This window comes from Micromonospora sp. NPDC049049 (assembly GCF_040649115.1).
Classification (GTDB): domain Bacteria; phylum Actinomycetota; class Actinomycetes; order Mycobacteriales; family Micromonosporaceae; genus Micromonospora.
In genome coordinates this window covers 254910-280946 of the sequence record NZ_JBEZEX010000001.1, presented here as the reverse complement: position 1 = coordinate 280946, position 26037 = coordinate 254910, and the positions used below count along the sequence as shown (strand labels likewise).

The 26037-nt window shown below is 72.0% G+C and carries 23 protein-coding genes and 2 riboswitches; of the genes, 9 read left to right on the top strand and 14 right to left on the bottom strand.

The window, feature by feature from the left end; translation table 11 throughout:
- Positions 1–104: 104 nt before the first annotated feature.
- Entirely contained in the window at positions 105–1595 is a 1491-nt protein-coding gene (locus AB0B68_RS01285) for a PrsW family intramembrane metalloprotease (RefSeq protein ID WP_357257333.1), read from the bottom strand.
- 23 nt (positions 1596–1618) lie between these two features.
- Positions 1619–1739: riboswitch (SAM riboswitch) on the top strand.
- Between the two features lie 46 nt (positions 1740–1785).
- Between AB0B68_RS01285 and AB0B68_RS01280 the strand changes: the two genes are divergently transcribed.
- Positions 1786–3045, top strand: a complete 1260-nt coding sequence (locus tag AB0B68_RS01280) for an aminotransferase class V-fold PLP-dependent enzyme (RefSeq protein ID WP_357257331.1) — start codon at positions 1786–1788, stop codon at positions 3043–3045.
- A 24-nt stretch (positions 3046–3069) separates the two neighbouring features.
- On the opposite strand, the gene AB0B68_RS01275 is transcribed toward AB0B68_RS01280, so the two are convergent.
- Positions 3070–4305: an FUSC family protein gene (locus AB0B68_RS01275; RefSeq protein ID WP_357194036.1), complete on the bottom strand. Its 1236-nt coding sequence runs from the start codon at positions 4303–4305 to the stop codon at positions 3070–3072.
- 106 nt (positions 4306–4411) lie between these two features.
- Between AB0B68_RS01275 and AB0B68_RS01270 the strand changes: the two genes are divergently transcribed.
- Positions 4412–5068 (top strand): metal-dependent phosphohydrolase, encoded by a 657-nt coding sequence (locus tag AB0B68_RS01270; protein ID WP_357194033.1) that lies wholly within the window; start codon positions 4412–4414, stop codon positions 5066–5068.
- On the opposite strand, the gene AB0B68_RS01265 is transcribed toward AB0B68_RS01270, so the two are convergent.
- On the bottom strand, positions 5040–5324 hold the full coding sequence (locus AB0B68_RS01265) for a DUF4031 domain-containing protein (protein ID WP_357194030.1): 285 nt from the start codon (positions 5322–5324) through the stop codon (positions 5040–5042). The two genes, AB0B68_RS01270 and AB0B68_RS01265, sit on opposite strands and share 29 nt — an antisense overlap.
- A 67-nt stretch (positions 5325–5391) precedes the next feature.
- On the opposite strand from AB0B68_RS01265, the gene AB0B68_RS01260 reads away from it, so the two are divergent.
- On the top strand, positions 5392–6792 hold the full coding sequence (locus tag AB0B68_RS01260; protein ID WP_357194027.1) for an FAD-linked oxidase C-terminal domain-containing protein: 1401 nt from the start codon (positions 5392–5394) through the stop codon (positions 6790–6792).
- A 10-nt stretch (positions 6793–6802) separates the two neighbouring features.
- Here AB0B68_RS01260 and AB0B68_RS01255 read toward each other — a convergent pair whose 3' ends face one another.
- The gene (locus tag AB0B68_RS01255; protein ID WP_357194024.1) at positions 6803–7339 is read right to left on the bottom strand and encodes a hypothetical protein; all 537 of its coding nucleotides are present in this window, start codon (positions 7337–7339) and stop codon (positions 6803–6805) included.
- A gap of 88 nt (positions 7340–7427) precedes the next feature.
- Positions 7428–9293 carry a glycerol-3-phosphate dehydrogenase/oxidase gene (locus AB0B68_RS01250; protein WP_357257329.1) on the bottom strand — a complete coding sequence of 622 codons (1866 nt, stop codon included), beginning with the start codon at positions 9291–9293 and terminating at the stop codon, positions 7428–7430.
- A 200-nt stretch (positions 9294–9493) separates the two neighbouring features.
- On the opposite strand from AB0B68_RS01250, the gene AB0B68_RS01245 reads away from it, so the two are divergent.
- From AB0B68_RS01245 to AB0B68_RS01235, 3 genes are all read left to right on the top strand, one after another.
- Positions 9494–12193: a S8 family serine peptidase gene (locus AB0B68_RS01245; protein WP_357257327.1), complete on the top strand. Its 2700-nt coding sequence runs from the start codon at positions 9494–9496 to the stop codon at positions 12191–12193.
- A 56-nt stretch (positions 12194–12249) separates the two neighbouring features.
- Positions 12250–13188: a GNAT family N-acetyltransferase gene (locus tag AB0B68_RS01240; protein ID WP_357194015.1), complete on the top strand. Its 939-nt coding sequence runs from the start codon at positions 12250–12252 to the stop codon at positions 13186–13188.
- A gap of 78 nt (positions 13189–13266) precedes the next feature.
- The gene (locus tag AB0B68_RS01235) at positions 13267–13515 is read left to right on the top strand and encodes a hypothetical protein (RefSeq protein WP_357257325.1); all 249 of its coding nucleotides are present in this window, start codon (positions 13267–13269) and stop codon (positions 13513–13515) included.
- Between the two features lie 56 nt (positions 13516–13571).
- On the opposite strand, the gene groL is transcribed toward AB0B68_RS01235, so the two are convergent.
- From groL to AB0B68_RS01220, 3 genes are all read right to left on the bottom strand, one after another.
- Positions 13572–15194 (bottom strand): chaperonin GroEL, encoded by a 1623-nt coding sequence (groL, locus tag AB0B68_RS01230; protein ID WP_074314936.1) that lies wholly within the window; start codon positions 15192–15194, stop codon positions 13572–13574.
- 272 nt (positions 15195–15466) lie between these two features.
- A complete protein-coding gene (locus tag AB0B68_RS01225) occupies positions 15467–16630 on the bottom strand; it encodes a hypothetical protein (protein ID WP_357257323.1) in 1164 nt (387 codons plus the stop codon).
- A 95-nt stretch (positions 16631–16725) separates the two neighbouring features.
- Entirely contained in the window at positions 16726–16929 is a 204-nt protein-coding gene (locus tag AB0B68_RS01220) for a cold-shock protein (protein ID WP_355005844.1), read from the bottom strand.
- A gap of 325 nt (positions 16930–17254) precedes the next feature.
- Here AB0B68_RS01220 and AB0B68_RS01215 point away from each other — a divergent pair, with 325 nt between their 5' ends.
- Positions 17255–17785 (top strand): GNAT family N-acetyltransferase, encoded by a 531-nt coding sequence (locus AB0B68_RS01215; RefSeq protein WP_357194005.1) that lies wholly within the window; start codon positions 17255–17257, stop codon positions 17783–17785.
- 174 nt (positions 17786–17959) lie between these two features.
- Here the strand turns inward: AB0B68_RS01215 and paaN are convergent, their stop codons facing one another.
- From paaN to AB0B68_RS01195, 4 genes are all read right to left on the bottom strand, one after another.
- Entirely contained in the window at positions 17960–19633 is a 1674-nt protein-coding gene (gene paaN, locus AB0B68_RS01210; RefSeq protein ID WP_357257321.1) for a phenylacetic acid degradation protein PaaN, read from the bottom strand.
- Positions 19634–19733: 100 nt separating this feature from the next.
- Positions 19734–20753: a GNAT family N-acetyltransferase gene (locus AB0B68_RS01205; protein WP_357257318.1), complete on the bottom strand. Its 1020-nt coding sequence runs from the start codon at positions 20751–20753 to the stop codon at positions 19734–19736.
- Positions 20754–21019: 266 nt separating this feature from the next.
- A complete protein-coding gene (gene thrC, locus AB0B68_RS01200) occupies positions 21020–22306 on the bottom strand; it encodes a threonine synthase (protein ID WP_357193999.1) in 1287 nt (428 codons plus the stop codon).
- Between the two features lie 10 nt (positions 22307–22316).
- Positions 22317–22452: riboswitch (SAM riboswitch) on the bottom strand.
- Between the two features lie 68 nt (positions 22453–22520).
- Positions 22521–23483 (bottom strand): DMT family transporter, encoded by a 963-nt coding sequence (locus tag AB0B68_RS01195; protein ID WP_357257315.1) that lies wholly within the window; start codon positions 23481–23483, stop codon positions 22521–22523.
- A 91-nt stretch (positions 23484–23574) separates the two neighbouring features.
- Here AB0B68_RS01195 and AB0B68_RS01190 point away from each other — a divergent pair, with 91 nt between their 5' ends.
- Positions 23575–23880 carry a metalloregulator ArsR/SmtB family transcription factor gene (locus tag AB0B68_RS01190; RefSeq protein ID WP_355005850.1) on the top strand — a complete coding sequence of 102 codons (306 nt, stop codon included), beginning with the start codon at positions 23575–23577 and terminating at the stop codon, positions 23878–23880.
- A gap of 308 nt (positions 23881–24188) precedes the next feature.
- Here AB0B68_RS01190 and AB0B68_RS01185 read toward each other — a convergent pair whose 3' ends face one another.
- The gene (locus AB0B68_RS01185) at positions 24189–24644 is read right to left on the bottom strand and encodes a DoxX family protein (RefSeq protein WP_357193992.1); all 456 of its coding nucleotides are present in this window, start codon (positions 24642–24644) and stop codon (positions 24189–24191) included.
- A gap of 376 nt (positions 24645–25020) precedes the next feature.
- Positions 25021–25251 (bottom strand): winged helix-turn-helix domain-containing protein, encoded by a 231-nt coding sequence (locus tag AB0B68_RS01180; RefSeq protein ID WP_357257312.1) that lies wholly within the window; start codon positions 25249–25251, stop codon positions 25021–25023.
- Between the two features lie 195 nt (positions 25252–25446).
- Here AB0B68_RS01180 and AB0B68_RS01175 point away from each other — a divergent pair, with 195 nt between their 5' ends.
- Positions 25447–26001, top strand: a complete 555-nt coding sequence (locus AB0B68_RS01175; RefSeq protein WP_357257309.1) for a hypothetical protein — start codon at positions 25447–25449, stop codon at positions 25999–26001.
- The last annotated feature ends 36 nt before the right edge of the window (positions 26002–26037 follow it).

The following is a 26037-nucleotide window of genomic DNA, read 5'->3' as shown; positions in this document are numbered from 1 at the left end:
ACGACCGAAACTGCAAGATCGGCGCGGGCGGGGGCGGCGCGGGCGCGGGGCGTGGGCCTGCCGCGCCTTGCTGCGCTGCTTTGGTTGGGCGGTAGCCGGCGGTGTCAGGGGTGCGTTGGGGGCCAGGGGGAGGCCGGGCGCAGGCCGGGCCCACCGGGCGGGGCGTAACCCATCGGAGCCGGGGCGGGGGCCAGCACCACCGGGATCGGCACCACCGGCTCGTCCGGCGCGTCCACCGCGCGCTCGGTGCCGTCCGGGAAGCGCAGGTGGTAGCGGCTGCCGTCCCAGACCCCCGCCGGGGCCTGCGGGTCCCGACCCACGAAGAACGACCGGTATCCGGTGATCGCGTCCAGCAGTTCCCGCTCCTCGCGGGCGGTCCGCTCCTGGTCGGCGGGTTTGCGGTCCAGGCCGCGCAGCGCCCCGTCGCGCAGCAGGGCCAGCCGGGTGGCGGCGGACTGGTAGCCCCGCATCGCCCGCACCCCGGCGTCGCCGGCCACCCGTCGCGCCCAACTGCGGGCTGCGTGCCGCCGGCCGAGACTGCTCAGGGCGGCCACCTCGGGCGGGCTGAGCCAGCCGGCGCGTACGTAGTCGGGCAGGACCCGCTCGGTGAGTCGCCCCTCCCAGGCGCGCAGCCACAGCGCCAGCCCCACGGTGCCGAAGAAGACCGGCACCATGAGGCCCAGGAAGCCGTACAGCATGATCATGGCCTCGCCGGTGGCCTGGGTCAGCGTGGGCAGCAGGTTCCACGTGCCGTGCAGCATCATCGCCAGCAGCAGGCCGGCGATCGGGGCGAGCACCCGGATGCGCCGGTCCGCCGTCCGGGAGGCGATGCCCAACCCGACACCGGTCATCGAGGTGAAAAGGGGATGGGCGAACCCGAACAGCAGGATCCGCAGGATGAAGATCGCGATGACCTGCTGGATGCCGGTGGCCGGGCCGTACCGGTCGGCGCCGGACGCGTAGCCCAACCCGCCCAGGTAGAGGATGTTCTCCACCATCGCGAAGCCGACCGCGGAGAGCCCGCAGTAGACCAGGCCGTCGGTGATCCCCGACCACTCACGGCGGCGGAACACCAGCAGCAGGATCGGGCCCAGCGCCTTGGTCAGCTCTTCGATGAACGGCGCCACCAGTACCCCGGTGAGCGCCGACGGCAGGCCCCAGTCGGCGAAGCGGTTGGCCGCGAAATCGTTCACGGTGAGCGATGCGGCGGTGGAGACGAACGCTCCCCAGGCGAAGCAGAAGATCAGATACTTCAGCGGCTCCGGTTCGTACCGGTCCAGCCAGAGGAAGCAGCCGACCAGCACCGGCACCGGCAGAATGGCGGCGACCACCCCGATCAGCAGGGCCTGCGCACCGAGCGACTGGCCGAGCGTGAAGACCATGAAGACCGCGCACGCCGCGATCAACAGCACCACCCCGGCCAGCACCAGGAACCGCCGCCAGCCCAGTCGGCGCAGCGGCATTCGCGGCGTCTCACCCATGGGCGGGCCGGCGGGCGCGGGCGGGGCTGCGGGCGCAGGCGGCAGCGGTGAACCGGGCGGGGTGTCGGCCATGCGGTCAGCGTAGCCATCCGCCGCCGGCTGGTTCGGTCGCATCGGTAGCCGCTATGCTGCCGGCAGGTCACGAGCGCCAGCGTCAAGCCCCGGCTTGCTGGCCGGCAACCCTCGTCGAGTTCGCGGTGGGGTGCCCCGGGTGATGACCGGGCCCAGCCCGATCGGTGTGCTGGGCAAGCGCGGACCCCGTCCCGATGTCGCACCCGGGGTCCCTGACCCCGGAGGTTCCGGCGTGTCCGTCACTCTCGTACCCTCGCTGCCCAGCCTGCCCACCGTGCCGTCCGCGTCGCTCGACGTCCTCGGCGTGCCCGGCGAGATCAACCTGGACTACGCGGCCAGTGCGCCGTGCGCGCGGGCCGCCGCCGACGCGGTGGCCGAGCTGCTGCCCTGGTACGCCAGCGTGCATCGCGGAGCGGGAGCGCTGTCGCGGCGCTGCACCCTCGCGTACGAGCAGGCCCGGCAGACGATCGGGGACTTCTTCGGCGCTCGCGCCGACGATCATGTGATCTTCACCCGCAATACCACCGACGCGCTCAACCTGCTGGCACGGGCCGTGCCGGCCGGCACCACAGTGGTCACGAACGCCTCCGAACACCACGCCAACCTGCTGCCCTGGCCGCGCGGGTCGGTGCGGCTGCCGGTGCCCAGCGACCCCGACGGGGCGGTACGCGATCTCGCCGCCGCCCTCACCGAGCTGCGCCGGGGCAGCAGCCCGGCGTTGCCGGTGCTGGTAGCGGTGACCGGTGCGAGCAACGTGACGGGTGAGCGGTGGCCGGTCGCCGAACTGGCGCGGGTGGCGCACCGGCACGGTGCCCGGATCGTGCTCGACGCCGCGCAGCTCGCCCCGCACGCTCCGGTCGACCTGCTCGCGCTGGACGTCGACTACCTGGCCGTGTCCGGTCACAAGCTGTACGCGCCGTTCGGCGCGGGCGTGCTGATCGGTCGCGCCGACTGGCTGGACGCCGCCCCGCCCTACCTGGCCGGCGGTGGCGCCACCAGCCACGTCGGGCCGGCCACCCACGACGTGACCTGGGCGACCGGCCCGGCCCGACACGAGGGCGGCACCCCGAATCTGCTCGGAGCGGTCGCGCTGGCGGCGGTGTGCAGGGCGCTCGACGAGGCGGACCAGGGCGCGCTGGCCGCCCACGAGCAGGCCCTGCTGGCCCGGCTACGGAGCGGCCTCGCCGCCCTGCCGCACGTCGTCGAGCTGCGCACCTTCGGCCCGGACGCGCCCCGGGTCGGCATCGTCTCGTTCGTGGTCGCCGGCTGGGACTCCACCGAGGTGGCCACCCGGCTGGCCGCCGAGCACCACATCGGCGTACGGGACGGGTTGTTCTGTGCCCACCCCCTGGCCCGGCGTCTGCTCGGCGAGGCGGCGGGGCGTACCGGCCGGCGGGACCTGCCGCCCACCGCGCTGCGTGCCAGCATCGGGCTGGGCAGCACGGCCGCCGAGGTGGACCGGCTGCTCGCGGCCCTGGCCGAGCTGGCCTGAGGCCCGCCCGGCGGTCGTTTCCGCTCAGCCGACCGGCGGGGCGGTGGGTGGCTTCGGCGTCTCGCCGGGCTCGGCTGGCTCACCGACCGGGCGCTCCTGCTCCCCGAAGGCGGTGCGGATCCACCGGTTCGCCTCCTCCTGCTCGATGCCGGAGGCGACCAGCAGGTCGCTCGCTGTCGTCCGGATCTGGGCGATCACCACGCTGCCGGAGAACCCCACCCCGGCGCCGTACGCCCGGCCGGACTCGCTGACCGCCCGCAGCGACCGCTCCCGGGCCTCCTCCGGCTCCTCACCGGCGGCGAACTCGTGCTTGAGCAGCCGGACCGACTCGGCGAGGTGACCGATCGCGTCCGGCATCGGATCGGGTACCGGTTCGTCGTCCTCGACCAGCGTGACGGATCGGCGGATCAGGGTGCCGCTGTTGCGCATCGCCCGGTCGATCGGGTCGGCCGCCTCGGCGTAGTGGGTCAGTTCGTCGCGGCGGTGCCAGCGGGCCGGGGAGAGGGTGGCGGTCTCCTTCGCCCCCTCGATCGCCTCGCCCAGCGTGGCCAGCTCCTCCTTGTTGTTGCGCAGCCTCTCCAGTGCTGCCTGGATGGTGGCGCGGTCCCGGTTGCGCAGCCCGTCGGCGGTGGCGTCGAGCTGGGCGGCGAGCAGGTCCAGGGCGGGACGGGCCGCCCGGTTGATCACCCGGAGTGGGTTCAGTGGCAGCAGCAACGCCGTGACCAGCAGCGCGATCCCACCGCCGAGGAACGCGTCGACGAAGCGGGGGATCTCCAGGTTCTGGGTCGACGGGCTCAGCGTCACGATCAGCACCGCCGTGGCCGCCGCCTGGATGACGATGGCCACGCTCGCTCCGGCGAAGATGGTGAGCAGGATCGCCACGGTGACCACCAGGCCGAGCTGCCACGCCCCGGTGCCGAGCAGGTAGATCAGGAGGTCGCCGACGAAAACCCCAACCCCCACCCCGACGATCAGCTCCACCGTCCGGCGGAACCGCTGACCGACCGACGCGGCCAGGGTGCCGACCGCGGAGATCGGGGCGAAGACCGGTTGCGGGTTGCCGAGCACCTTGTGCGAGATCAGGTACGCGAGCCCGGCGGCGAGCCCGGCCTGCACCGCGAGTCCGCCGGCCATCCGTACCCGGTGCAGCCGATCGTGCAGGGTAGCCCGGCTGCGGTGGCGCAGTTGCTCGGTGGCCTCGGCGATCCGTGCGCCGTCGATGTCCACCAAACCGTCGCGCAGCGCGGTACGTCGCACCATCGGCTGTCGCTTGTCCCGGGCCACGGCCATGGGCGCGACTACCCGTGGTGGCCCCGCTGAACCCTCCCTACCCGCGCGTCGCGGGCGGATGCGGCAGACTCGGGCGGTGGTTGATCTGTTGGACCGGTGGCGCGCGGCGGCCCGGGGTGCCGGCGCGAGGCACGAGCCGGAGACCACCAGGGCCGGCGAGCAGTTGATCGCCCGCTGGCGGGAGCCGCACCGGCACTACCACACGGTGGCCCACCTGACGGCGGTGCTCGATGTGGTGGACCAGCACGCCGACCTGGCCGCCCAGGCCGATGCGGTCCGGCTGGCGGCCTGGTTCCACGACGCGGTGTACGACCCCCGGGCCGACGGCGACGCCAACGAACGGGACAGCGCCGCGCTGGCCGAGAGCGTGCTCACCGGGCTCGGGGTGCCGGCGCCCACGGTGGCCGAGGTGCGCCGGCTGGTGCTGCTCACCGCCGGGCACACGGTAGCGCCGGGCGACCGGGACGGGGCATTGCTGTGCGATGCGGACCTGGCCGTGCTGGCCGCGCCGCCGGCCAGCTACGAGCGTTACGCGGCGGCGATCCGCCGGGAGTACGCCCACGTGCCGGAGCCGGCCTTCCGGGCTGGGCGGGCCGCCGTGCTGACCGGCCTGCTGTCGCTGCCCGCGCTGTTCCGGTCGCCACCGCTGGCGAGCCGGTGGGAAGAGCCGGCCCGGGACAATGTGCGCCGCGAGCTGGCCACCCTCACCGGGGCACCGGAGAACGCGGGTTGACCAGGTGCTTCGGCCGACGCAGGTCGGCGGCGCGGAGCAACCGGACCAGCTCCCGGCTCGGCACCACCTGGGCACCGAGCCACACCGCCGCCGCGAACCGGTCCGCGGGGATGTCGTAGTGGTCCCGGTCGAAGCCGCGTCGGGGCGCGCCGAGCGCCTCGGCGAAGGCGTGCAGCTCGGCGTACGAGACGTCGCTGATCAGGTGCGACCAGAGCCGACCGCGCCACGGCCAGGCCGGCCGGTCCAGGTAGAGCATGGTGCCACGTTAACCCGACCAGTCGATCATGTTGATGATCGCCTGGGACCGCCCTAACCTCGGCTGCATGGCCCCCACCGCGCTCCTCGACGACCTGCGCGCCGCGCTCGGTGACGACGCCGTGCTCACGGACCCGGACCTGCTGCGCCTGCATCAGCGGGATGAGGCCGACCTGTGCGCCGCCGGCGTCCCGCTGGTGGTGACCCGCCCGCGCGACACCGAGCAGGTGGTCGCCGTGATCCAGGCGGCGGCGCGGCACGGCGTACCTGTGGTGCCGCAGGGCGCACGGACCGGGCTGGCCGGCGCGGCGAACGCGGTGGACGGCGCGGTGGTGCTCAGCACCGTCGCGATGACCGAGATCCGGGAGATCGACCCGGTGAGCCGGATCGCTGTGGTCCAACCGGGGGTGGTCAACGCGGCCCTGGCCGGGGCGGTGGCGAAACAGGGCCTCTGGTACCCGCCGGACCCCGGCTCCTGGGAGTCGTCCACGATCGGTGGCAACGTGGCCACCAACGCCGGCGGCATGTGCTGTGTGAAGTACGGAGTGACCACCGAGTACGTGCTCGGCCTGGAGGTGGTGCTCGCCTCCGGTGAGGTGCTGCGCACCGGCCGGCGTACGGCCAAGGGGGTGGCCGGCTACGACCTGACCCGACTGTTCGTCGGTTCGGAGGGCACCCTCGGCGTGATCACCGAGGTGACAGTGGCGCTGCGCCCCGCCCCGGCCGACTCACTGACCCTGGTGGCGGTCTTCGGATCCACCGCCACGGCCGGCGCGGCGGTGGCCGAGATCGCGGCTCGCGGGCTCACCCCCAGCCTGCTGGAGTTGCTGGACCAGACCCATTTGCGGGCGATCGAGGCGTACCAACCGATGGGGTTGCGGACCGACGCGCAGGCCCTGTTGCTGGCCGCCGCCGACACCGGCTCCCGGGCGGCGGACGACCTGGCCGTGCTGGCGGAGGTGTGCGAGGCCGTTGGCGCCGACGAGGTCTACGCGGCCACCGACGCGGTGGAGGCGGCGGCGCTGCTCCAGGCTCGCCGGCTGGCCCACCCGGCCATGGAGAAGTTCGCGGCGGACGCCTACCCGGGCGGCATCGGTGGTCTGGTGATCGACGACGTGGCGGTGCCGCGCGGCGCGCTCGCCGCGCTCCTGGACGGGGTCGCCCGGATCGCGGCCGAGTGTGAGGTGCCGATCGGCGTGGTGGGGCACGCCGGGGACGGCAACATGCACCCGAACATCGTTGTCGACCGGGCCGACCCGGCGAGCGTGGAGCGGGGTCGGCGGGCCTTCGACGAGATCATGCGGCTCGGCCTGGACCTGGGCGGCACGTGTACCGGTGAGCACGGGGTGGGGCTGCTCAAGCGGGACTGGCTGGCCCGGGAGATCGGGCCGGTCGGTGTCCGGGTGCATCAGGCGATCAAGTCGGCGCTCGACCCGGCCGGTTTGCTCAACCCGGGCAAGGTGCTCTGAGCGGCTGCGGTCAGCCCTTGACCTCGGCCGGGGTCGCCTGGGTGAGCAGCAGCAGGATCTCCCCGGCGACCGGCGTGAGCTCCTCGCCCGGGCAGTCCTGCGAGGTGATCAGCCCGGCCGAGGTGATGAGGCTGGACGTCAGCGCGTCGATGCAGGTTGTCCGGTACCGCCGGGCCTGATCGGTCTCGTCGGCCAGCTTCGGGTTGGCGAGCAGCACCTGAAGCCGTTCGGTCAGCTCCGGCGCGAGGGTGCCCCGGGAGGTCACGCCGTCGCCGGCGCAGTCGACGCACTGCCACCCGCCGTTCCGTTCGACGCTCAGGGTGCGCATCGGCCCGTCCTCGCCGAGCCGCTGGAGCAGGCTGACCTGACCGGCGGCGACGGTGGTGGGGATCTCCAGCTGCGAGCCGCCACCCGCCGTGCCGGGGGTCGGCTGCGCCACCGGGGTGCTCGGCTTGTCTCCGTCGAACAGGGAGCACCCGGTCAGGGCACCGGCGAGCGCGACGGCGAGCAACGGTAGGAGCAGACGAGGGCGCGCGCGGGCTAGCACGCGCGGAAACCTACCCCACCGTAGGTAGCGTCCGAAACCACCATCCGGGCCGGTATCGATGGTTACCCATCGGTAACGTCGCAATTCGTCATCGAGCGGACGAGCGCAGCTCCGCCTGGTTGTCGTCGCCCCGGTCGGCCGCGTAACCCCTGACGTCCGGAGCGCCGAGGCGGGCCGCGTCCGCCGCCGCGTCGTCCGGCATCAACTGGGACTGCCGCTCCGCCTCCACCCGAACCCGGTAGTGCTCGACCTCCCGCGCCCGGGTGGCCGCGTCCCAACCGAGCACCGCCCCCATCAACTCAGCGGTGTGCTCCGCCGACTCCAACCCCCGGTGGCTGGTCTCGAACGAGATGCGGGTCCGCCGGGTCAGCACGTCCTCCAGGTGCAGCGCGCCCTCGGCCCGCGCCGCGTACGCGACCTCGGCCGCCAGATACTCCGGAGCACCAGCCAGCGGGGACGCCAGCAGAGGATCGGCGTCGACCAGCGCCAGCAGGTCCAGGGTGAGGGTGCCGTACCGCTCCAGCAGGTGCTCCACCACGCCCACCGGCACGCCGTGCCGGCGGGCCAGGTCGGCCCGGTCCCGCCACATGGCCGGGTAGCCGTCGGCGCCGAGCAGCGGCAGGTCGGCGGTGCGCGACGAGCGAGCGCCACCGAGTCGACGAGCGGCCCGGTCGACCACGTCGGACGCCATCACCCGGTACGTCGTGTACTTGCCGCCGGCGACCAGCAGCAGCCCGAGCATCGGCTCGAAGACCGCGTGCTCCCGGGAGAGCTTCGAGGTCGAGTCGGCCTCGCCGGCCAGCAGCGGGCGCAGCCCGGCGTACACCCCCTCGATGTCGGCGGTGGTCAGTGGCCGTTCCAGCACGGTGTTGACCTGCTGGAGGAGATAGTCGATGTCGCGGGCCGAGGCGGCCGGGTGGGAACGGTCCAGCCGCCAGTCGGTGTCAGTGGTGCCGATGATCCAGTGCCCGCCCCACGGGATGACGAAGAGCACCGAACTCGCCGTACGCAGGATGAGCCCCGTCTCGCCGGTGATCGCCGAGCGGGGCACCACCAGGTGCACCCCCTTGGAGGCGCGCACCCGGATGCCGGGTCGCAGGCCGACGTCGTTCAGCATCCGGGACATGTCGTCGCTCCACACACCGGTGGCGGCGATGACGGTGCGGGCCTGCACCTCGAACTCCGCGTCCGGCGAGCCCGGTGGCGCCTCCAGGTCCCGGACGCGGACGCCGGTCACCTCGCGGGCCTGCCGGATCAGCCCGACGGCGCGGGCACTGCTCACCACTGTGGCGCCGAGGCTGGCCGCGGTGCGGGCCAGTGTGACAACCAGCCGGGCGTCGTCGACCTGCCCGTCGTAGTAGCGGATCGCCCCGGCCAGCGCGTCGGCCCGCAGACTCGGGAAGATGCGCCGGGCGCCTTCCCGAGTCAGGTGACGGTGCAGGGGCATCCCCCGACCACCGCCGAAAATCCCGGCGAAGGCGTCGTACGCGGCCACCCCGGCGCCGTAGTACGAGCGCCGGAAGACCCGGGCCGGCAGGTCCCGCAGGCCCCGGCCGGCCGGCAGCGGCACCATGATCGGCACCGGGCGTACCAGGTGCGGCGCGAGCCGCGTGGCCAGCAGGCCGCGCTCGGTGAGCGCCTCGTGGACCAGGTGGAACTCCAACTGCTCCAGATACCGCAGGCCACCGTGGATGAGTTTGCTGGACCGGCTGGAGGTCCCGGCGGCAAGGTCACGTGCCTCGACCAGCGCCACCTTCAGGCCACGGGACGCAGCGTCCAGGGCGGCACCGGCTCCGGTCACCCCGCCCCCGATGACCAGCACGTCGAAGCGCTCGGCACGCAGTCGACGCAGGTCGGACGCACGGCGGACCGGTGAGAGCTGACCGGCGACGGATCGGGAGACATTGGGGTCGCGCACCTGTCCACCGTAACCGTCGAGCCACCGTGTCGACATTCGCCGCCCGCCCCGCACCGCGCCTACCTGCTCCGGAGCGCACGACACGTCCCGCCACCCGATCCCGGCCGACCCATCGCAGATCTTGGACAGTTTCCGTCATCACGTGACGGAAACTGTCCAAGATCTGCACGCTTCCTCGACGCCTCGGAACCCGACGGTCGGGTCGAAACCCTTCCTCGTAGTCGTAAGGTTCTCGGATGCAAGGTCAACCTGCGTACCAGGGTCCCAGCAACCGCAGTTCCCCGTGGCCGGTGGTCGCGGCCGTGCTGGTCGGCTGCTGGACGGTTGCGGTCACCGTTGGCACCCAGACCGGGGGCTGGCTCACCGATCAGGTGCTGCTGGGCTTCGGACGGGACCGGCTCGGCTGGCTCTGGCCGGTGCTCGGCCTGGCCACCGTCGTGCTGGTCGGCACGCCCGCCCTCCTGCTGGCAGTCCTGCCCCGGTCGGGCGCGGTCCGGGCCACCGGGCGGGCCTGGTTGATCGGGGCGATCGCGCTCGGCGTGTTCACACTGCTGCGGGCCGTGCCACCGGTGCACCACGAGGCGTACCTCGCCGCGCTGGCCGCCGCCGCAATGCTCAGCGCGCTCGCCGTGCGCTGGTCGGCGCGCCGATGGGCGTACCCCGGGCTGGTTGGCTCGGTCGGCGGCCCGGCACCCACCGGAGGCGGCGACACCACGCGGCCCGAGGCCACCGCAGGCGGCGACACCACGCGGCCCGAGGCCACCGGAGGCGGCGACACCACGCGGCCCGAGGCCACCAGAGACGGCGACGCCACGCGGCCCGAGGCCACCGGAGGCGCGGAGTCGGTCGGACGGCGCGTGCGCCGTATCGGCCCGGTGCCGCTGCTCGCGGTGGCCGCCGGGTTGGCGCTGCTGCTGCCGTGGGCGTGGCTTGGTGCGCTCGGTGGCCTCCTGGAGACCGCTCTCGCGCTGGTGGCGGCCGCCGCGCTCGGGGTGCTCGCCGCGACACTGCTGGACGCCCCCTTCTGGGCCCGGTTCGCTGTTGGGCGACCACCCCGGCCGGCTCGGCTGGTGCTGGTCGGCGGTCTGGTCGCCGGGGTGGCGTTGCTGCTGCTCGCGGCCGGGACCGGGCAGTCCGGCGCGCAGTTACCCGCGCTGCTGACAGTGCCGCCGGTGGGTTTCGCGCTGGCCGCGCTCTGGGCCGCGACCTGGCGGCCCACCGCCGAGCCGGCCGAGGCCGAGCCTCGGGCCGCGACCCGGCAGCCCACCGCCGACCCGGCCGAGGCCGCGCTCTGGGCCGCGACGCGGCGGCCCACCGCCGAGCCGGCCGAGGCCGTGCGCGCCGGCCGAGCGGCGACCGGCTGGCTCGTGGGCCTGGCCGCGCTCGGCCCGCTGGCCTTCACCGACCCGGAAGAGATCAGCCTGCTGCTGGTCGGCACCCGGGACATCCCGTTCTGGGTGGCGGCCGCCGCCGGCGTCGGGCTCGCCGTCGCGGTCCTGGTCGCCATCGGGTACGCGGTGCTGCTCGCCCGGCCGACGGCACGCACCCCGAGCAGGCGGATGGCAGCGGTGGCGGCCGTGGTGCTGCTGGTGGCGTTCGGGACTGTCGACCTCGGCCCCGGCCAGCCGGGCCTGTACGGCGAGCGGCTGTTCGTGGTGCTGCGTACGCAGGCCGACCTGAGCGGTCTCCCGGCCGCCGCGCCGGGCCGGGCCGGACGGGACGCCCGCGCGGCGGAGGTCTACCGGCGGCTGGTGACGACCGCCGAGCAGAGCCAGGGCGACCTGCTCCGGGGGTTGAACCGGCTGCGGCTCGACCCGGTGTCGTACTACCTGGTCAACGCGGTCGAGGTGGACGGCGGCCCGGCGGTGCGGGCCTGGCTCGCCCGCCGACCGGAGGTGGCACGGGTGCTGGTCAGCCAGCGCCTGCGACCGTTGCCGGCCCCGGCCGGGCAGAGCCGGGGCACCCTGCCCAAGCCGACCGGCCCGGAGTGGAACATCCGTCAGATCGGCGCCGACCGGGTGTGGTCCCAACTCCGGGTCACCGGCGCGGGCATCGTGGTCGGCAGCTCCGACTCGGGGGTGGACGGCGGCCATCCGGCGCTACGTGCCGGGTTCCGTGGTGGGGACGACTCCTGGTTCGACCCGTGGGACGACACCCGGAGCCCGACCGACAAGGGCGGGCACGGCACCCACACGGTGGGCAGCGCGGTCGGGCGGGACGGCATCGGGGTGGCCCCGGACGCGCAGTGGGTGGGCTGCGTCAACCTGGACCGCAACCTCGGCAGCCCCGCGCACTACCTGGACTGTCTCCAGTTCATGTTGGCGCCCTTCCCGGCCGGCGGCGACCCGTTCACCGACGGCCGTCCGGAGCGCGCCCCGCAGGTGCTGACCAACTCGTGGGGCTGCCCGCCCATCGAGGGTTGCGACCAGCGCGTTCTGCGGCCGGCCACCGCCGCCCTCGACGCCGCCGGGATCTTCGTGGTCGCCGCAGCCGGGAACACCGGCCCGTGGTGCGCGTCGATCGACGATCCGCCCGCCCCCTACCCGGACGTGCTGACAGTGGGCGCGGTGGACGACCAGCGGCGCGTCGCCGAGTTCTCCTCGCGCGGACCGGTGCCGGGCGGCTCGGGTAAACCGGACGTGCTGGCACCGGGGGTGGGTGTGGTGTCGGCCATGCCGGGCGGCACCTACGCCAAGCTGGACGGCACGTCGATGGCGACCCCGCAGGTGGCCGGGGTGGTCGCCCTGATGTGGTCGGCGAACCCGGCGCTGGTCGGCGACGTGACCCGGACCCGGCAGATCCTGCGGGACACCGCCACTGAGGTGACGCCCACCTATCGCTCCGACAGTCCCTCCGACGCCTGCGGCGCTCCGGCGAACGTCACCGGCGCCGGCCAGGTCGACGCCTACGCCGCCGTTCGCGCCGCCCAGGGGTGATCGTCGCCCCACGGGTGGGGTGCGGCTCGACATCCGGTGATCTAGGGTCGGCGACCATGGACGCCGAGATCACCGTCACCGAGCTGACCGCCGACCTGGTCACCAGCGTCGTGCAGCTCTGCCAGCAGGCGCTCGACCTGCCCGAGGACTCCGCCGAGGCGGCTTCCATAGTGGACGTGCTCTGGACCCGGGCCGCCGCCGCCGACCGGCCCGTGGTCGGGCTGGGCGCGTACCGAGGTGCGGACCTGGTGGGGGTGCTGATCTGCTCGGTGTCGTCGGTCGAGCCGGGGATCGGGCACGTCGACCTGGTCGCGGTCCTTGCGGATCAGCGGCGTCGGGGCGTCGGCCGGGCGCTGCTCCAGCGGGCCGAGCGGGTGCTCGCCGACCGTGGGGCGACCGAGGTGCTGCTGGCCGGGAACCCGCCGTACTACGCGTGGCCGGGGATCGACGTCCGCTACACGCCGGCGGTCTGCGCCGCCCTCGCGCTCGGCTACCAGCAGGACCGGACCGCCTGGAACATGACCGCGGACCTGTCGTACGACGGGTCGCCGGCACTGCGGTCCACCGAGGCCACGGAGCGGCGGCTGGCCGACCAGGGCGTCACGGTACGCCGGGCGGAGCCGGCGGATCTTCCGGCGCTGACCGCGTTCGCCCGGTCCACCTTCGGCGGCACGTGGGACGGCGAGCTGGCCGGGTCGGTGGGGCGCGCCGACGCCGGTTGCCACCTGGCGGAGCGCGACGGCGAGGTGCTCGGCTTCGCCGCGTACGGGTCGTCCCGGCCGAGTTGGTTCGGGCCGATGGGCACCGCACCGGCAGCGGAGGGGTCGGGCATCGGTGGGGTGCTGTTGCGGCGCTGCCTGCGCGACCAGCGGTCGGCGGGGCTGGACCGGGCACAGATCGGCTGGGTAGGACCGGTGCCGTTCTACTCGGGCAGCGCGGGTGCGCGGATCGAGCGGGTCTTCTTCCTGTACCGGCGGACCCTGTCCGGGGGATAACCGGGGCAAACAGGACATGGATTCATTCGCCCGCATCGGCCAACGACGCCCCCTACCGTTTCGGTAGAGGAGGCAGCCATGACCACGGATGACAACCAGACCGAGGACGGCCCGCCGATCACCTGGAAGCCGGTGGGTGAACTCCCGGGCCAACTGCCGTTCGACAGGCTCGACTACGGCGACGCCGAGCAACTGGCCGAGATGACCACCGACGGCGAGCCGCCGGCGGCCGAGGAGTCGCAGGAGATGGTGGACGCGCCGATCCAGCTGCTCCCGCCGTACAACCGGGCACAGAAGCGGCGCAACCAGCGCCCACTGCCGACCTGACGACGAACGGGGCGGACCGCGTCAGCGGCCCGCCCCGTTCGGTGTCGGAACTGGACTCAGAAGTCCATGTCCCCGCCACCCGGGCCAGCCGGGGCAGCCGGGGTCTTCTCCGGCTTGTCCGCGACAACAGCCTCGGTGGTGAGGAAGAGCGCCGCGATGGAAGCGGCGTTCTGCAGCGCCGAACGCGTCACCTTGGCCGGGTCGATGATGCCCGCGGCCAGCAGGTCGACGTACTCGCCGTTGGCGGCGTTCAGACCGTGACCCGCTTCGAGGTTACGGACCTTCTCCACCACGACGCCGCCCTCAAGGCCGGCGTTGACGGCGATCTGCCGCAGCGGGGCGTCCAGCGCGACCTTGACGATGTTCGCACCGGTCGCCTCGTCGCCGACCAGGTCGAGCTTGTCGAAGGCGGTCTTGCCGGCCTGCACCAGCGCGACGCCACCACCCGGGACGATGCCCTCTTCGACGGCCGCCTTCGCGTTGCGAACGGCGTCCTCGATGCGGTGCTTGCGCTCCTTGAGCTCGACCTCGGTGGCCGCGCCGACCTTGATGACCGCGACGCCGCCGGCCAGCTTGGCCAGCCGCTCCTGCAGCTTCTCGCGGTCGTAGTCGGAGTCGCTCTTGTCGATCTCGGCCCGGATCTGGTTCACCCGGCCCTGGATCTGCTCGGCGTCACCGGCACCGTCGACGATGGTGGTCTCGTCCTTGGTCACCACGACCTTGCGGGCGCGGCCCAGCATGTCGACGCTGGCGGCGTCGAGCTTGAGGCCGACCTCCTCGCTGATGACCTGGCCACCGGCGAGGATGGCGATGTCGGTCAGCATGGCCTTGCGGCGGTCACCGAAGCCCGGCGCCTTGACGGCGACCGACTTGAAGGTGCCACGGACCTTGTTGACCACCAGGGTGGCGAGGGCCTCGCCCTCCAGGTCCTCGGCGATGATCAGCAGCGGCTTGCCCGACTGCATGACCTTCTCCAGGATCGGAAGCAGGTCCTTCACCGACGAGATCTTGCTGTTGGCGATCAGGATGTACGGGTCGTCGAAGACGGCCTCCATACGCTCCGGGTCGGTCATGAAGTAGGCCGAGATGTAGCCCTTGTCGAAGCGCATACCCTCGGTGAGCTCCAGCTCCAGCCCGAAGGTGTTGCTCTCCTCGACGGTGATGACGCCTTCCTTGCCGACCTTGTCCATCGCCTCGGCGATGATCTCGCCGACGGTGCTGTCGCCAGCGGAGATGGAGGCGGTGGAGGCGATCTGCTCCTTGGTCTCGACGTCCTTGGCGAGCTTGGACAGCTCCTCCGAGACGCTCGCGACAGCAGCCTCGATGCCCCGCTTCAGGGCCATCGGGTTGGCGCCGGCGGCCACGTTGCGCAGGCCCTCGCGAACCAGGGCCTGGGCCAGGACGGTCGCCGTCGTCGTGCCGTCGCCGGCAACGTCGTCGGTCTTCTTGGCGACCTCCTTGACCAGCTCAGCGCCGATCTTCTCGTACGGGTCCTCGAGCTCGATCTCCTTGGCGATGCTCACACCATCGTTGGTGATGGTGGGGGCACCCCACTTCTTCTCGAGCACGACGTTGCGGCCCTTGGGGCCGAGGGTCACCTTTACGGCGTCGGCGAGCTGGTTCATGCCCCGCTCGAGGCCGCGGCGAGCCTCTTCGTCGAAAGCGATCATCTTGGCCATACGGCGTTGTCCTCCTGGACACTCACGGGCCACCCGAGATGTGTGCCCCGGATGGGCCGCCTGGTGTGCGCACCTAGGGACGTCGCCACCTGGCGACGACGACGTCCTTCGGCCGGGCCGGATAGCCCGCGACGACCGGCCATGTGCTGCCCCGGTGTCTCCACACCGGCACAACCTGGCCCCACCGTCCCGACCGTTGGCACTCACGGTATGCGAGTGCCAATGACTTGTTTAGCACTCTCCCCTGCCGAGTGCAAGCACGATGCCGCCGCTCAGCCGAGTTCCGCAGCCAGTCCGGCGCTGTTCACCGGCGCCTCATGGGCACGCTGCTCGACGTACGTGACCAGCAGACCGACCATCTGCGCGAGATGGGCCGGCAGGGCCAGCACGGCGGTGATCCCGATCACCACCACCGCCCCGGCCGCGGTACCCGCCGAGGAGAACGGGTCCGTTCCGAGCGCGCCGGTGCCGATCCCTTCCAGGGCACCGGGGATCAGCGTGCCGACGATCACGGCAACGGCCACCAGGGCCACCCGTCCGAGCAGCAGGCCGAGTCGGTCGTGGAACATCCGGAACGATCGACCGATCGGGTTGTGCCGTTCGAAGAGATAGACCGGGCCGGCCATGCTCAGCGCGAAGGCCAGGTAGATGCCCGGCAGCACGCAGAAGCAGACACCGACGCCGATGAGCAGACTGACCAGCAGGGTCCACGCCCACAGCCCGAGTGCCCGGCGCAGGCCGTAGCGCAACGCGGACTCCAGGCTGGCCGGCTGACCGGCCGCCTGCTGGGTGATCACCCAGGTGCCGGCAGCCCACCCGACGGCCTGCACCAACCCGACGACCAGGCTGCCGCCGAGCAACAGGACCAGGAGGCTCAGCAGTTCGGCGACGAAATTGTCCGGCAGCGCGGGGGTCGACGTCGATCCGGCCTGGGCGGACCACTTCGCCGACGGGTCCAGCCCGAGGGAGACCACCGAGAGCACCGCCGCGGGCAGCACCTGGGTGAGCAGCATGATCGGCACCAACTGCCGCCAGCCCCGGCGCAGCGCTCCCCCGCACCGGTTGAACCAGCCGCCGATACCCGCGCCGGGTGGCGTGACCAGGGCGTCGTTCGGGTCAACCCCGTAACCGGGCGGATACCAGCCGACCGGCGGCCCCGGGTACCACGGCTGCCCGCCGTAGGGACCCGACCCGGGCGGGTAGCCCCCGGTGGGCGGGAACGCCCAGCCCTGCGATGGCGGGGCCGCACCCCAGGCACCCTGCGCGGGATCCCACCCGGGCGGCGGACCGGCGGGGCCGGAGGACGGGCGAACCGGGGGCGTGCCCGGCCCCCAGCCGGGCGGCGGACCGGCGTGACCGGGGCTGCCGGCGGGCGAGGACGGGTCCGGCTCCCCCGACCCGGAGGACGGAGTGTGCGGGGGTGGCTGGTCGGTCATGAACGCTCCTCAGCATCGGCTGGAACGGTTCACGATCTTCCCGGGTGCACGCCAGTGCCGCAGCCCCGACTCACGGGGCCGATCGGCCAGGAAGCTCAGTCGATGACGCGTACGTGCTCTGCCTGTGGGCCCTTCTGGCCCTGGGTGATCTCGAACTCGACCCGCTGACCGTCGTCCAGCGCCTTGTAACCGTCCATCTCGATCGCGGAGAAGTGGACAAAAACGTCCTGCCCGCCGTCGACGGCGATGAAGCCGTAGCCCTTTTCGGCGTTGAACCACTTCACGGAGCCCTGTGCCACTGTGCACTTCCCTCACTCTGCCCGGCGTTGCCTGACTCGGCGCACGGCACGGCCGGGCGCCCCGGACCACCGACTCAGCGATCGATGACCGCCATTGAAGAAGGTGACCGAAATCGCACGCTACACGAGGACTGACGGCCGCGCACTGCCACAAAACAGACACACTCCGAGGCGCACCGGCCGCGCTGATCGGCCGGGTTCCCGAGCCACCAAATTCGCCCGCGTCATTGCGAAATGGAGGGACGGTCGCCGGGCGACCCCGAGATGACGGCGATCGGGCCCAGCTCGCGAAACGCCACCCCTGCCCTGTGGTAGGCATGCGGACATGACCACCGACATGGGCCCGCCGGCAGTGCGGCTCGCGGAGATCCGCCGGGTCCGGCCGGAGGACGCCGCCCGGATGCGGGCGCTGCGCCTGGAGATGCTGGCCGACGCGCCGTTGGCCTTCCTGGAGACCCTGGCGGACGCGGCGGCCCGACCGCACAACGAGTTCGCCGCCCGGGTCGCGTACACCTCGGCCGGTGCCGGTAACGCGCAGTTCGTCGCCGACCCGGGCGGCCGGCTGGTCGGGCACGCCGGTGGTACGACCCACCCGAACGAACCGGGACTGACCGTGATCTACGCCGTGTACGTCACGCCGACCTGGCGCGGCAGTGGCCTGCTCGGCGAGCTGATCGACGGGGTGGCCGCCTGGTCGCGGGCCTGTGGCCGGCCGGAACTGCTGCTGGAGGTGGTGGTCGGCAACGACCGCGCCTACCGCGCCTACCAGCGCCTGGGCTTCAAGGACACCGGGGTACGGGTCCCCCACCCGAACATCCCAGCCCTAACCGAGCTACAGATGCGCCGAACAGCCTAAAACCAAAAACTCATCCCAAGGCAGAACCACCCTGATGCCCCCCAAAAAACCGGAAGCGTAAGCGACAACCGTGTCCACGTCAGGGTTTCCGGGGCAGCCCGACCCGCGCAGGGATCAAGCCTGACCGCCCGAAGCGGGTCGGGCTGCCCCGGAAACCCCCACCGCAACTAAAGATCAAACATGACGCCGCGACTGCACGATCCGGAACCGGTTCGCCACATAAGCCCCGTCGGTCAGCGCCGAGTTGGCCGCCGCGTTGGCTCCACTGCCGTGGAAGTCGGAGAACGCCGCCGACTGGTTCACGAAGACACCGCCGGTGAGGTTGCAGGACAGGTGCACCCCGACCTCGACCGCCACCGCCTCGGTTGCGTCCAGCACTGCCTCGTCGGTCGAGTAGACACCGGCGGTGAGCGCGCCCTTCTCGCCGACCGTCCGGCGCAGCAGCTCCAGGCTGTGCGTGGTCGAGTCGGTAGCGATGGCGAACGAGATCGGCCCGAACCATTCCCGGCCGTACGTCTCCGAGTCGTCCGCGGTCAGCTTCACGATCGTCGGGGTACGCACCACCGCGTCGGCGTACGACGGGTGGGCCACGGCCCGCGACTCCAGCACCGGCTCGCCGACCTTGGTCACCTCGGCCAGCCGCTCCAGCACCCCGTCGTTGACGATGGCACCGGTCAGCTCCACACCCCGGGCCGGGTCGGCGGTGAGCTTGCCGACGGCGGCGGCGATCCCGCCGGCCACCTCGTCGAAGCTCTTGTGCCCCTGGTCGGTCTCGATGCCCCCGGCCGGGATGAGGATGTTCTGTGAGGTGGTGCACATCTGCCCGCTGTAGAGGGTCAGCGTGAACCCGAGGTTGCGGCACATGCCGGCGAAGTCGTCGGTGGAGTCGACGACGACGGTGTTGAGGCCGGCCTTCTCGGTGTAGACCGATGCCTGCCGGGCGTGCGTCTCCAGCCAGTCGCCGTACTCGGTGGAGCCGGTGAAGTCGACGATCTTGACGGAGCGGTGCAGGGCCAGGTCACTGGCGAGCTTCTCACCGGGCGCTTCGGCCGCCAGCATGATCAGGTTCGGGTCGAACCCGGCCTCGGCGAGCACCTCCCGGGCGTACTTCACGGTGATGGCCAGCGGCAGCACCGCGCGCGGGTGCGGCTTGACGATCACCGGGTTGCCGGTGACCAGCGAGGCGAACAGCCCGGGGTACGAGTTCCAGGTCGGGAAGGTGTTGCAGCCGATCACCAGCGCCACCCCACGCGGCACCACGTGGAACGTCTTGGTCATCCGCAGCGGGTCACCCTTGCCGGCGGCCTTCTCCCAGCCCGCCGTGCCCGGGTGCCGGGTCATCTCGGCGTACGCGTACGCCAGCGCCTCCAGCGCCCGGTCCAGCGCGTGCGCGCCACCGGCCTGGAAGGCCATCACGAACGCCTGCCCGCTGGTGAACTGCACAGCGTTGGCCAGCTCGAAGATGTGCTTGTGCAGCCGGTCGAGGATCTCCAGGCAGACGCCCACCCGGGCCTGCGGGCCGGCGTCACGCCACGTGGGCAGCGCGGCGGAGGCGGCGTCGATCAGCTCACCGGGGCCGGCGTGTGGGTAACGCACCGCCAAATCCACCCCGAACGGGCTCGTCTCGGTGGCGACCCGAACGCCAGCGCCGGGTTGGTCGAGCGGGAAGTCACCACCGAGGTACGCCTCGAAGGCGGCCTTACCGTCCGCGGCGGCGGTCTCGCCGTACACCCGGGGGCTGGGGGATTCGGGATAGGCGGACCAGTAGCCCCGCTCCGTGATCGCGGTCAGCGCACGGTTGAGGGTGTCGGCGTGCCTGTCGTACAGGGGATGCGGGGTCTCCGTCATGCCCGCCATCATGCCTGAGTCCCCACCGCGAGCAGTAGCGCGAATGCCCGGCAGCGGTTCATGCCTGAGTCAGGTCCGCGAGCAGTAGCGCCGATACCCGTCAGAGGGTGAGCTGCCAGTCGGTCCACCGGTCCACCGGGCGGAAGCCGAGCTGTTCGTTGATCGCCACCATGTAGCTGTTGCTGGCCGCGTTGAAAGTGTCGATCACCTGTACCGCCGGCTCGTGGGTGAGCAGGTGGTGCAGGTTCTCGGCCTTGGCGATGAGGCCGAGCCGGTGCCCACGGTGGGCCGGGTCGACGATGGTGATCTGCTGGAACGCGTGCCAGTCGGCGGCGGCGCCCACGTCCAGCAGGGTCCAGGCGACCAGCCGGCCGGACGCCTCGTGTCGCATCCCGAGGTGGTAGCGCCGCCGGCCCCGGGCGTCCAGCGCCCGTTCGTTGCCGCGGATCCGCTCGGCGTCCACCTGCTCCGGTTCCCACTGCACGTCGCCCATGGGCGCGTCCATCAGTAACCGGCCGTCCAGGTAGGCGATGTCGGCGACGTACTTCGGTGGGGTGGAGCCCTGCCAGCAGACCGAGTGATAGCCCTTGGCTCGGGGTTGTGCCTCGGCGAGCGCCGCACGCAGAGCGACCCGGTCGATGTCGCCGACGTCGAGCCGTCGGCGTACCTCGGCGAGAGCGGGCTGGGCTCCGGACGCGGCCGCGAACGCGTCACCGGCCACGCTTCGGGCCGGCCCGCCGGGCAGCGCGGAGACGGTCATCGCCACCACCCGCTTACGGCCGTGCTCGCGGAGCAGGCGCAGCCCGTACTCGTGCAGGGCCCGGCCGACGCCCCGGCGCCGCAGCTGCGGATGCACCAGCAGCTCAGCGGTGGCGTTGTCGGTGTTGTCGAGCTGCGGCAGGTCCAGTTGGAGGTAGCCGGCCGGCACGCCGTCCAGACGGGCCAGCGCCCAGAGCGACCGGGTACCGGGCATCGGCGTGTGGAACAACGCGTCGAAGCGGCGCCGGCAGGAGGGCGGGAAGTCCGGCACATCGGCGTCGTTGGCCGCCGACCCGATCCGGTACGCCTCGTCGACCGACGTCCGGTCGGCGCCGTCGAACGACGCGATGGTGATGCTCATGCCGGTGAGCGTGCACCGTACAAAAGCGATCGGGCCAGCGAATTACTCGCTGGCCCGATCGAACGTTGGTCGGGAGGGACACTCGCACAACGCCTCCGGCGTTGGGTCGCAAGAACTTCAAAAGTCTTCGGCGAAATGCCCTCCCGCACGGAGCATCTTGCGCCGTCCGGTTCCTGCCGTCAAGTCCGTAGGGGCGGGTTTTCCACACTCACAGCGAAAACCCAGTTACCGACTGATCCACCCGGCCCCGGTGCCGGGCGGGCCGTTCAGCCGAGGAGGCCGGCGTCGCGGGCCGCCCGCAGCGAGGGCTTGATGTGGTGGGTCGGCCCGACCTGGCCGGCCACCGCGTCGATGGTCTTCAGACCCTCACCGGTGTTGAACACGACGGTCTCGGCCGTCGGGTCGAGCCGACCGGACTCGACCAGTTTGCGCAGCACCGCCACTGTGACCCCACCGGCGGTTTCCGCGAAGACCCCGGTGGTACGGGCCAGATCGCGGATGCCCGCGCGGATCTCGTCGTCGTCGACGTACTCCATCCAGCCGCCGGTGCGGCGGACCGCCTCCAAGGCGTAGAGCCCGGCCGCCGGGTCGCCGATGTTGAGTGACTTGGCGATGCCGGTGGGCTTGACCGGGACGATCGTGTCGGTCTCGGCGTGCAGTGCGACGGCGATCGGGTTGCAGCCGGCGGACTGCGCACCGAAGACCTTCCAGCCGTCGGCGGGTGCCTCGACCAGGCCGATCTCCACCAGCTCGGAGAACGCCTTGTCAATCTTGGTGAGCAGCTCGCCGCTGGCCATCGGGATGACCACCTGCGCCGGGATCCGCCAGCCGAGCTGCTCGGCCACCTCGTAGCCGAGGGTCTTGGAGCCCTCCGCGTAGTACGGCCGGACGTTCACGTTGACGAACGCGGTGTCCTCGAACTCGTCGGTCTCCACCAGCTCACCGCAGAGCCGGTTGACATCGTCGTACGAGCCGTCGATGGCGACCAGTTCGCCGCCGTAGACGGCGGTGGTGATGACCTTGCCCTGTTCCAGGTCGCTGGGGATGAAGACCACCGAGGGCACCCCGGCGCGGGCCGCGTGGGCGGCCACCGAGTTGGCCAGGTTGCCGGTCGACGCGCAGGCGAACCGGGTGAAGCCGAGGGCCTTGGCGGCGGTGAGCGCCACCGAGACGACCCGGTCCTTGAACGAGTGGGTGGGGTTGGCGCTGTCGTCCTTGACCCAGAGCGGCGCGGTGATGCCCAGCTCGGCGGCGAGGTGCGGGGCCGCCACCAGTGGGGTCAGGCCCGGGTCGAGGGTGACCCGGGTGGCCGGGTCCTGACCGGCGGGGAGCAGGGCGGCGTACCGCCAGATGTTGTTCGGGCCGGCCTCGATCTGCTCGCGGGTGACGGTGGCCAGCGCGGCGGTGTCGTAGTCGACTTCCAGCGGGCCGAAACACTCGTAACAGGCGTGCTGGGCGGCGAGCGGGTAGCGGGCCGAACAGGCACGGCAGACCAGGGCGCGGGCGGGGCTGGCAGCGGTGTCGATGCCGGAGGCGACGAGCGTCGACGTCATGTCGAGAGTCCTCTCATCTTTCCCCGCATCGCACGGTGCGGCGGGGACGGAATTGGCACCTGCCCCGCGGGTCGCTCAGCGGTGAGCGCGCGGGGTGGTTGCCGGGGCGTCGTCGGGCCGTATCCCTCAGCCCCTCTGGATGAGGTATTCAGTTGTGCCGTCGAGTCTAGGACAACGCTGTCGGCCCCTGCTACCACTGATCCCAGGTATTGGGTCAGCGGAAATTCACCGCGACGGGGTCGGTCACCGCGATCGGGTCCGTCACCGCGCTCGGTCGGGGCAGCGCCGTGGCCCGGGGGCGGGCGGCGAGGTTCGCGGCGATCAGGGCGGCGATCGTGATGGCGGCCCCGACCAGTTCGACGGGCTCCGGGCGGTAGCCGCGGGCGATCTGCACCGCGAAGGTGGTCACCGGGACCAGGTTCATGAACAGCGCGGCGTTGGCGGCACCGAGTCGCTGCACGCCGGTGTTCCAGGCCAGGACCGCGATCACGGCACCCACCAGCACGGCGTACGCCAGTTGCGGGGCGACCGCCGCGAGGTCGGCGGCGGCCGGCGCGTGCTGCCAGCCGACGGCGTCGGCGCCGATGCTCAGGACGAGCATGGCGGCCGTGCCGGCGAGCGCGGTCAGTGTGGTGAAGCGCAGCGGCGACCACTCGCCGAACCGGCTGGCGCCGTGGGTGTAGATGCCCCAACCCAGCACCGCGCCGATCATCATGAGCCCACCGAGACCGAACTGTCCGAGCCCGGCCAGGCTCCCGCGCGTGATCACCAGACCGACGCCGAGGAGCGCCGCCAGGGAGAGGGCCAGCAGGAGCGGCTTCGGGCGTACGCCGTCGCGAGCCCAGCGGACCAGCTGGGTGATCACCGGGGTGGTGGCCACGAAAAGGGAGATCTGCTGCGGGGCGGCGTGTTCCAGCGCCAGGTTGGTGAGCAGGTTGAAGCCCGCGAAGCCGACCACTCCGAGCACCACCACCTCCAGCGCCCGGCCACCGTGGCGGAGCGCGCCGGCGCCCTCGCGGAGCAGCAGGATGGCGACCAGGACGACGGCGGCCAGCAGGTAGCGCGCGGTGGTCAGGTTGAGCGGGTCGACCCGGTGAAGCGCGCTGGCCAGGATCGGGAACATCACGCCCCAGCCGAGCACGGCGACCAGTGGGTACGCGGTGGCGCGGGATCGCATCGGCAACTCCAATGTTCGAGTATCGTCGAACCAACGAGACTGACCATAGGGCGTCGTTCGATGGTTGTCGAACAAGGGTTACACTGGTCACATGGAGCCGCACGAACCCGACCTGACCGCCGTACCGGTCACCAACGTGCTGGCCGCACTCGCCGACGACGTGCGGCTGCAGATCGTCCGGGCGCTCGCCGAGGGCGGCGAGTCCGCCTGCGGCAGTTTCGACTTCGGCGTCTCCAAGGCGACCCGCAGCCACCACCTCAAGGTGCTGCGCGAGGCAGGGCTGACCCGGACCCGGGCGGCCGGCACCAGCCGACTGGTCCGGCTCCGCCGCGACGAGCTGGACAAGCTCTACCCCGGCCTGCTGGACGCGGTCCTCACCCAGCGCCCGCCGGCCTGACCCCGCCCCGCCTCCGCTCGCCGGCTGCGGCTGCGGTCCGCGGTCGCGGTCTGCGTGGCCGCACCAGCCGGTTGACGGCGGCACGCGACCTCGGCGGCTGAGGCATGCGGCACGTGACCTCGGCGGTCGGGACATGTCCCCGACGCTCGCTGTGGAGCTGAATCGTCTACGACATCAGCGCAGAGGTGGCGCCGCGACCGGGAGTGTCGGCCGGCCCCGGGCCGGGGCACATCGGCCGACAGTGACCGGGCGCGCCGCCGAAGCCGCTTCGTCGAGGCTTCGGCGACGCGCGGTTCGTTCGGGTCTGATCAGACGGACACCGTGCCGGGCTCGGCCGCCGAAGCCGAGACCGAGGGGCTGTCGGTACGACGCCGGGCGAGCAGCGTGTCGAGTGCCCAGGCACCCGGGCCGAGAGCCGCGACCAGCAGGAACGCCCAGCAGAAGAGCGCCGCCAGCTCACCTCCGTTGTGCAGCGGCAGCAGGGCATCCGGTTGGTGCACAACGAAGTAGGCGTACGCCATCGAGCCGGAGGCGAGCAGCGCGGCGGGTCGGGCGAAGAGCCCGACCAGCACCAGTACGCCGCAGACCAACTGGATCAGGGCGGCCCACCAGCCCGGCCAGGTGCCGAACGGTACCGCCTTGCCAGTCATCGGGTTGCCGCCGAACAACCCGAACACCGAGGACAGGCCGTGCAACGTGAACAGCAGACCGATCACGATGCGGAACAGGGACAGGGTCGGCCCGCCGAGCCGAGAGACGTTCATGGCACCTCCATCGAGGAGAGTGAATGGGTCTCAATGATCCTGAGGCAAGCGGGCATCGAAAATCATAAGTTCCTTGCTGGTGGGAAAATCCGCCCTGAAAATGGTAGGACGTTTCCTCACCCGCCCCGCCCTCTCTCCGCGATCTTGCACTTTCCGTCCCGACACAAGGGACGCATCCCTTCATACCGACAGCGGAAACTGCAAGATCGCCGCTGAAGCGCATTCTCGCGCGGAGGCGTTCCAGGTCAGCGCCTACGCATCGACCCAGCCCGGCGAACGCGGGGCGGCAACTCTGATGTGGCGAGGCGGCGGTGTCCGATAGTGTCCGGCCCAACACACGGAGATCGACACAGATCGCAGCCTCGAACCGATTGCGCTATTCAGCCACGAAGACACCGAGCCCCTGGTGGCCGTACAACTCGCCAGTCTCGATCAGGATCGTGATGGCCTGCCGGACAGTCGACTGGCTACGCACGTCGTAGAGATTGGCCAACTCCTTGGTCGAGGGCAGCTTGTGACCTGGCGGCCACTCGCCGTCGGCGATGCGCTTCCTGATGTCAGCGATGATCCGCCGGTAGTGCGGCTCGAATTTTCGTGGTGAGGGCATGCGAGGTACTCCCAGCTAGGCACGCCCATCTGACCACAACCACGCGAGGCACCTCAAGCGCATCGTTGACTTTACCGACATTATCGGTAAAGCTGCAGGCGGAGCTTCCAGCTAGGCACTGGGTGGTTCCCCGCCGGGGCGGCACCCCCCTGTGCTGCCCCGGCACCCCCTTGACCCGACGAGAGGAGTCCACCCATGACCGCGTCAGAGACAGCGACGGAGGTGCCGGCGGCGAGCGCGATCTGGTCCGTGGAGCAGGTGACGGCCGAGCTGCGCGAGACGTACCTCGCCGTCGCCGCCGCTGCTGTGCTGCTGGAACGGACCGGGGCGGGTTGCGCTCACCCGGCGATCCGGCTGGCGCGCCGCAGCGGTGAGGACGCGCTCGACCTGGCCGGCGACGCCGAGCGGCAGCTCAGCGACGGCGTTCACCTGCTCCGCGCCGACGCTGGCCACCAGGATCGGGCCACCATCGGCGCTCTGGTCGAGGTGCTGGACACCGTCCGGGAGCAGTTGGCTGGCGCACGCGCCCGGATCGGTGCGCTCCCGGCCCGGATCACCACCGCCGGGCAGCAGCTGATCGACCCCGAACAGCACGACCGGCCCAGCGACCCGGCGACCGAGACGGCAGCCGGGCAGTGGCACCGGGCCGCCGACCAACTCGGGCTGATGACCGAGAGCCTGTCCGCGGCGGTCGCCGCGCTCACGTCGTACACCGGCGGGTTGTCCAGCGCGGGAGCCGCGACCGCCTGAAGCCTGCCCACGGACCCCCGTGGGAAGGAGAGGGCC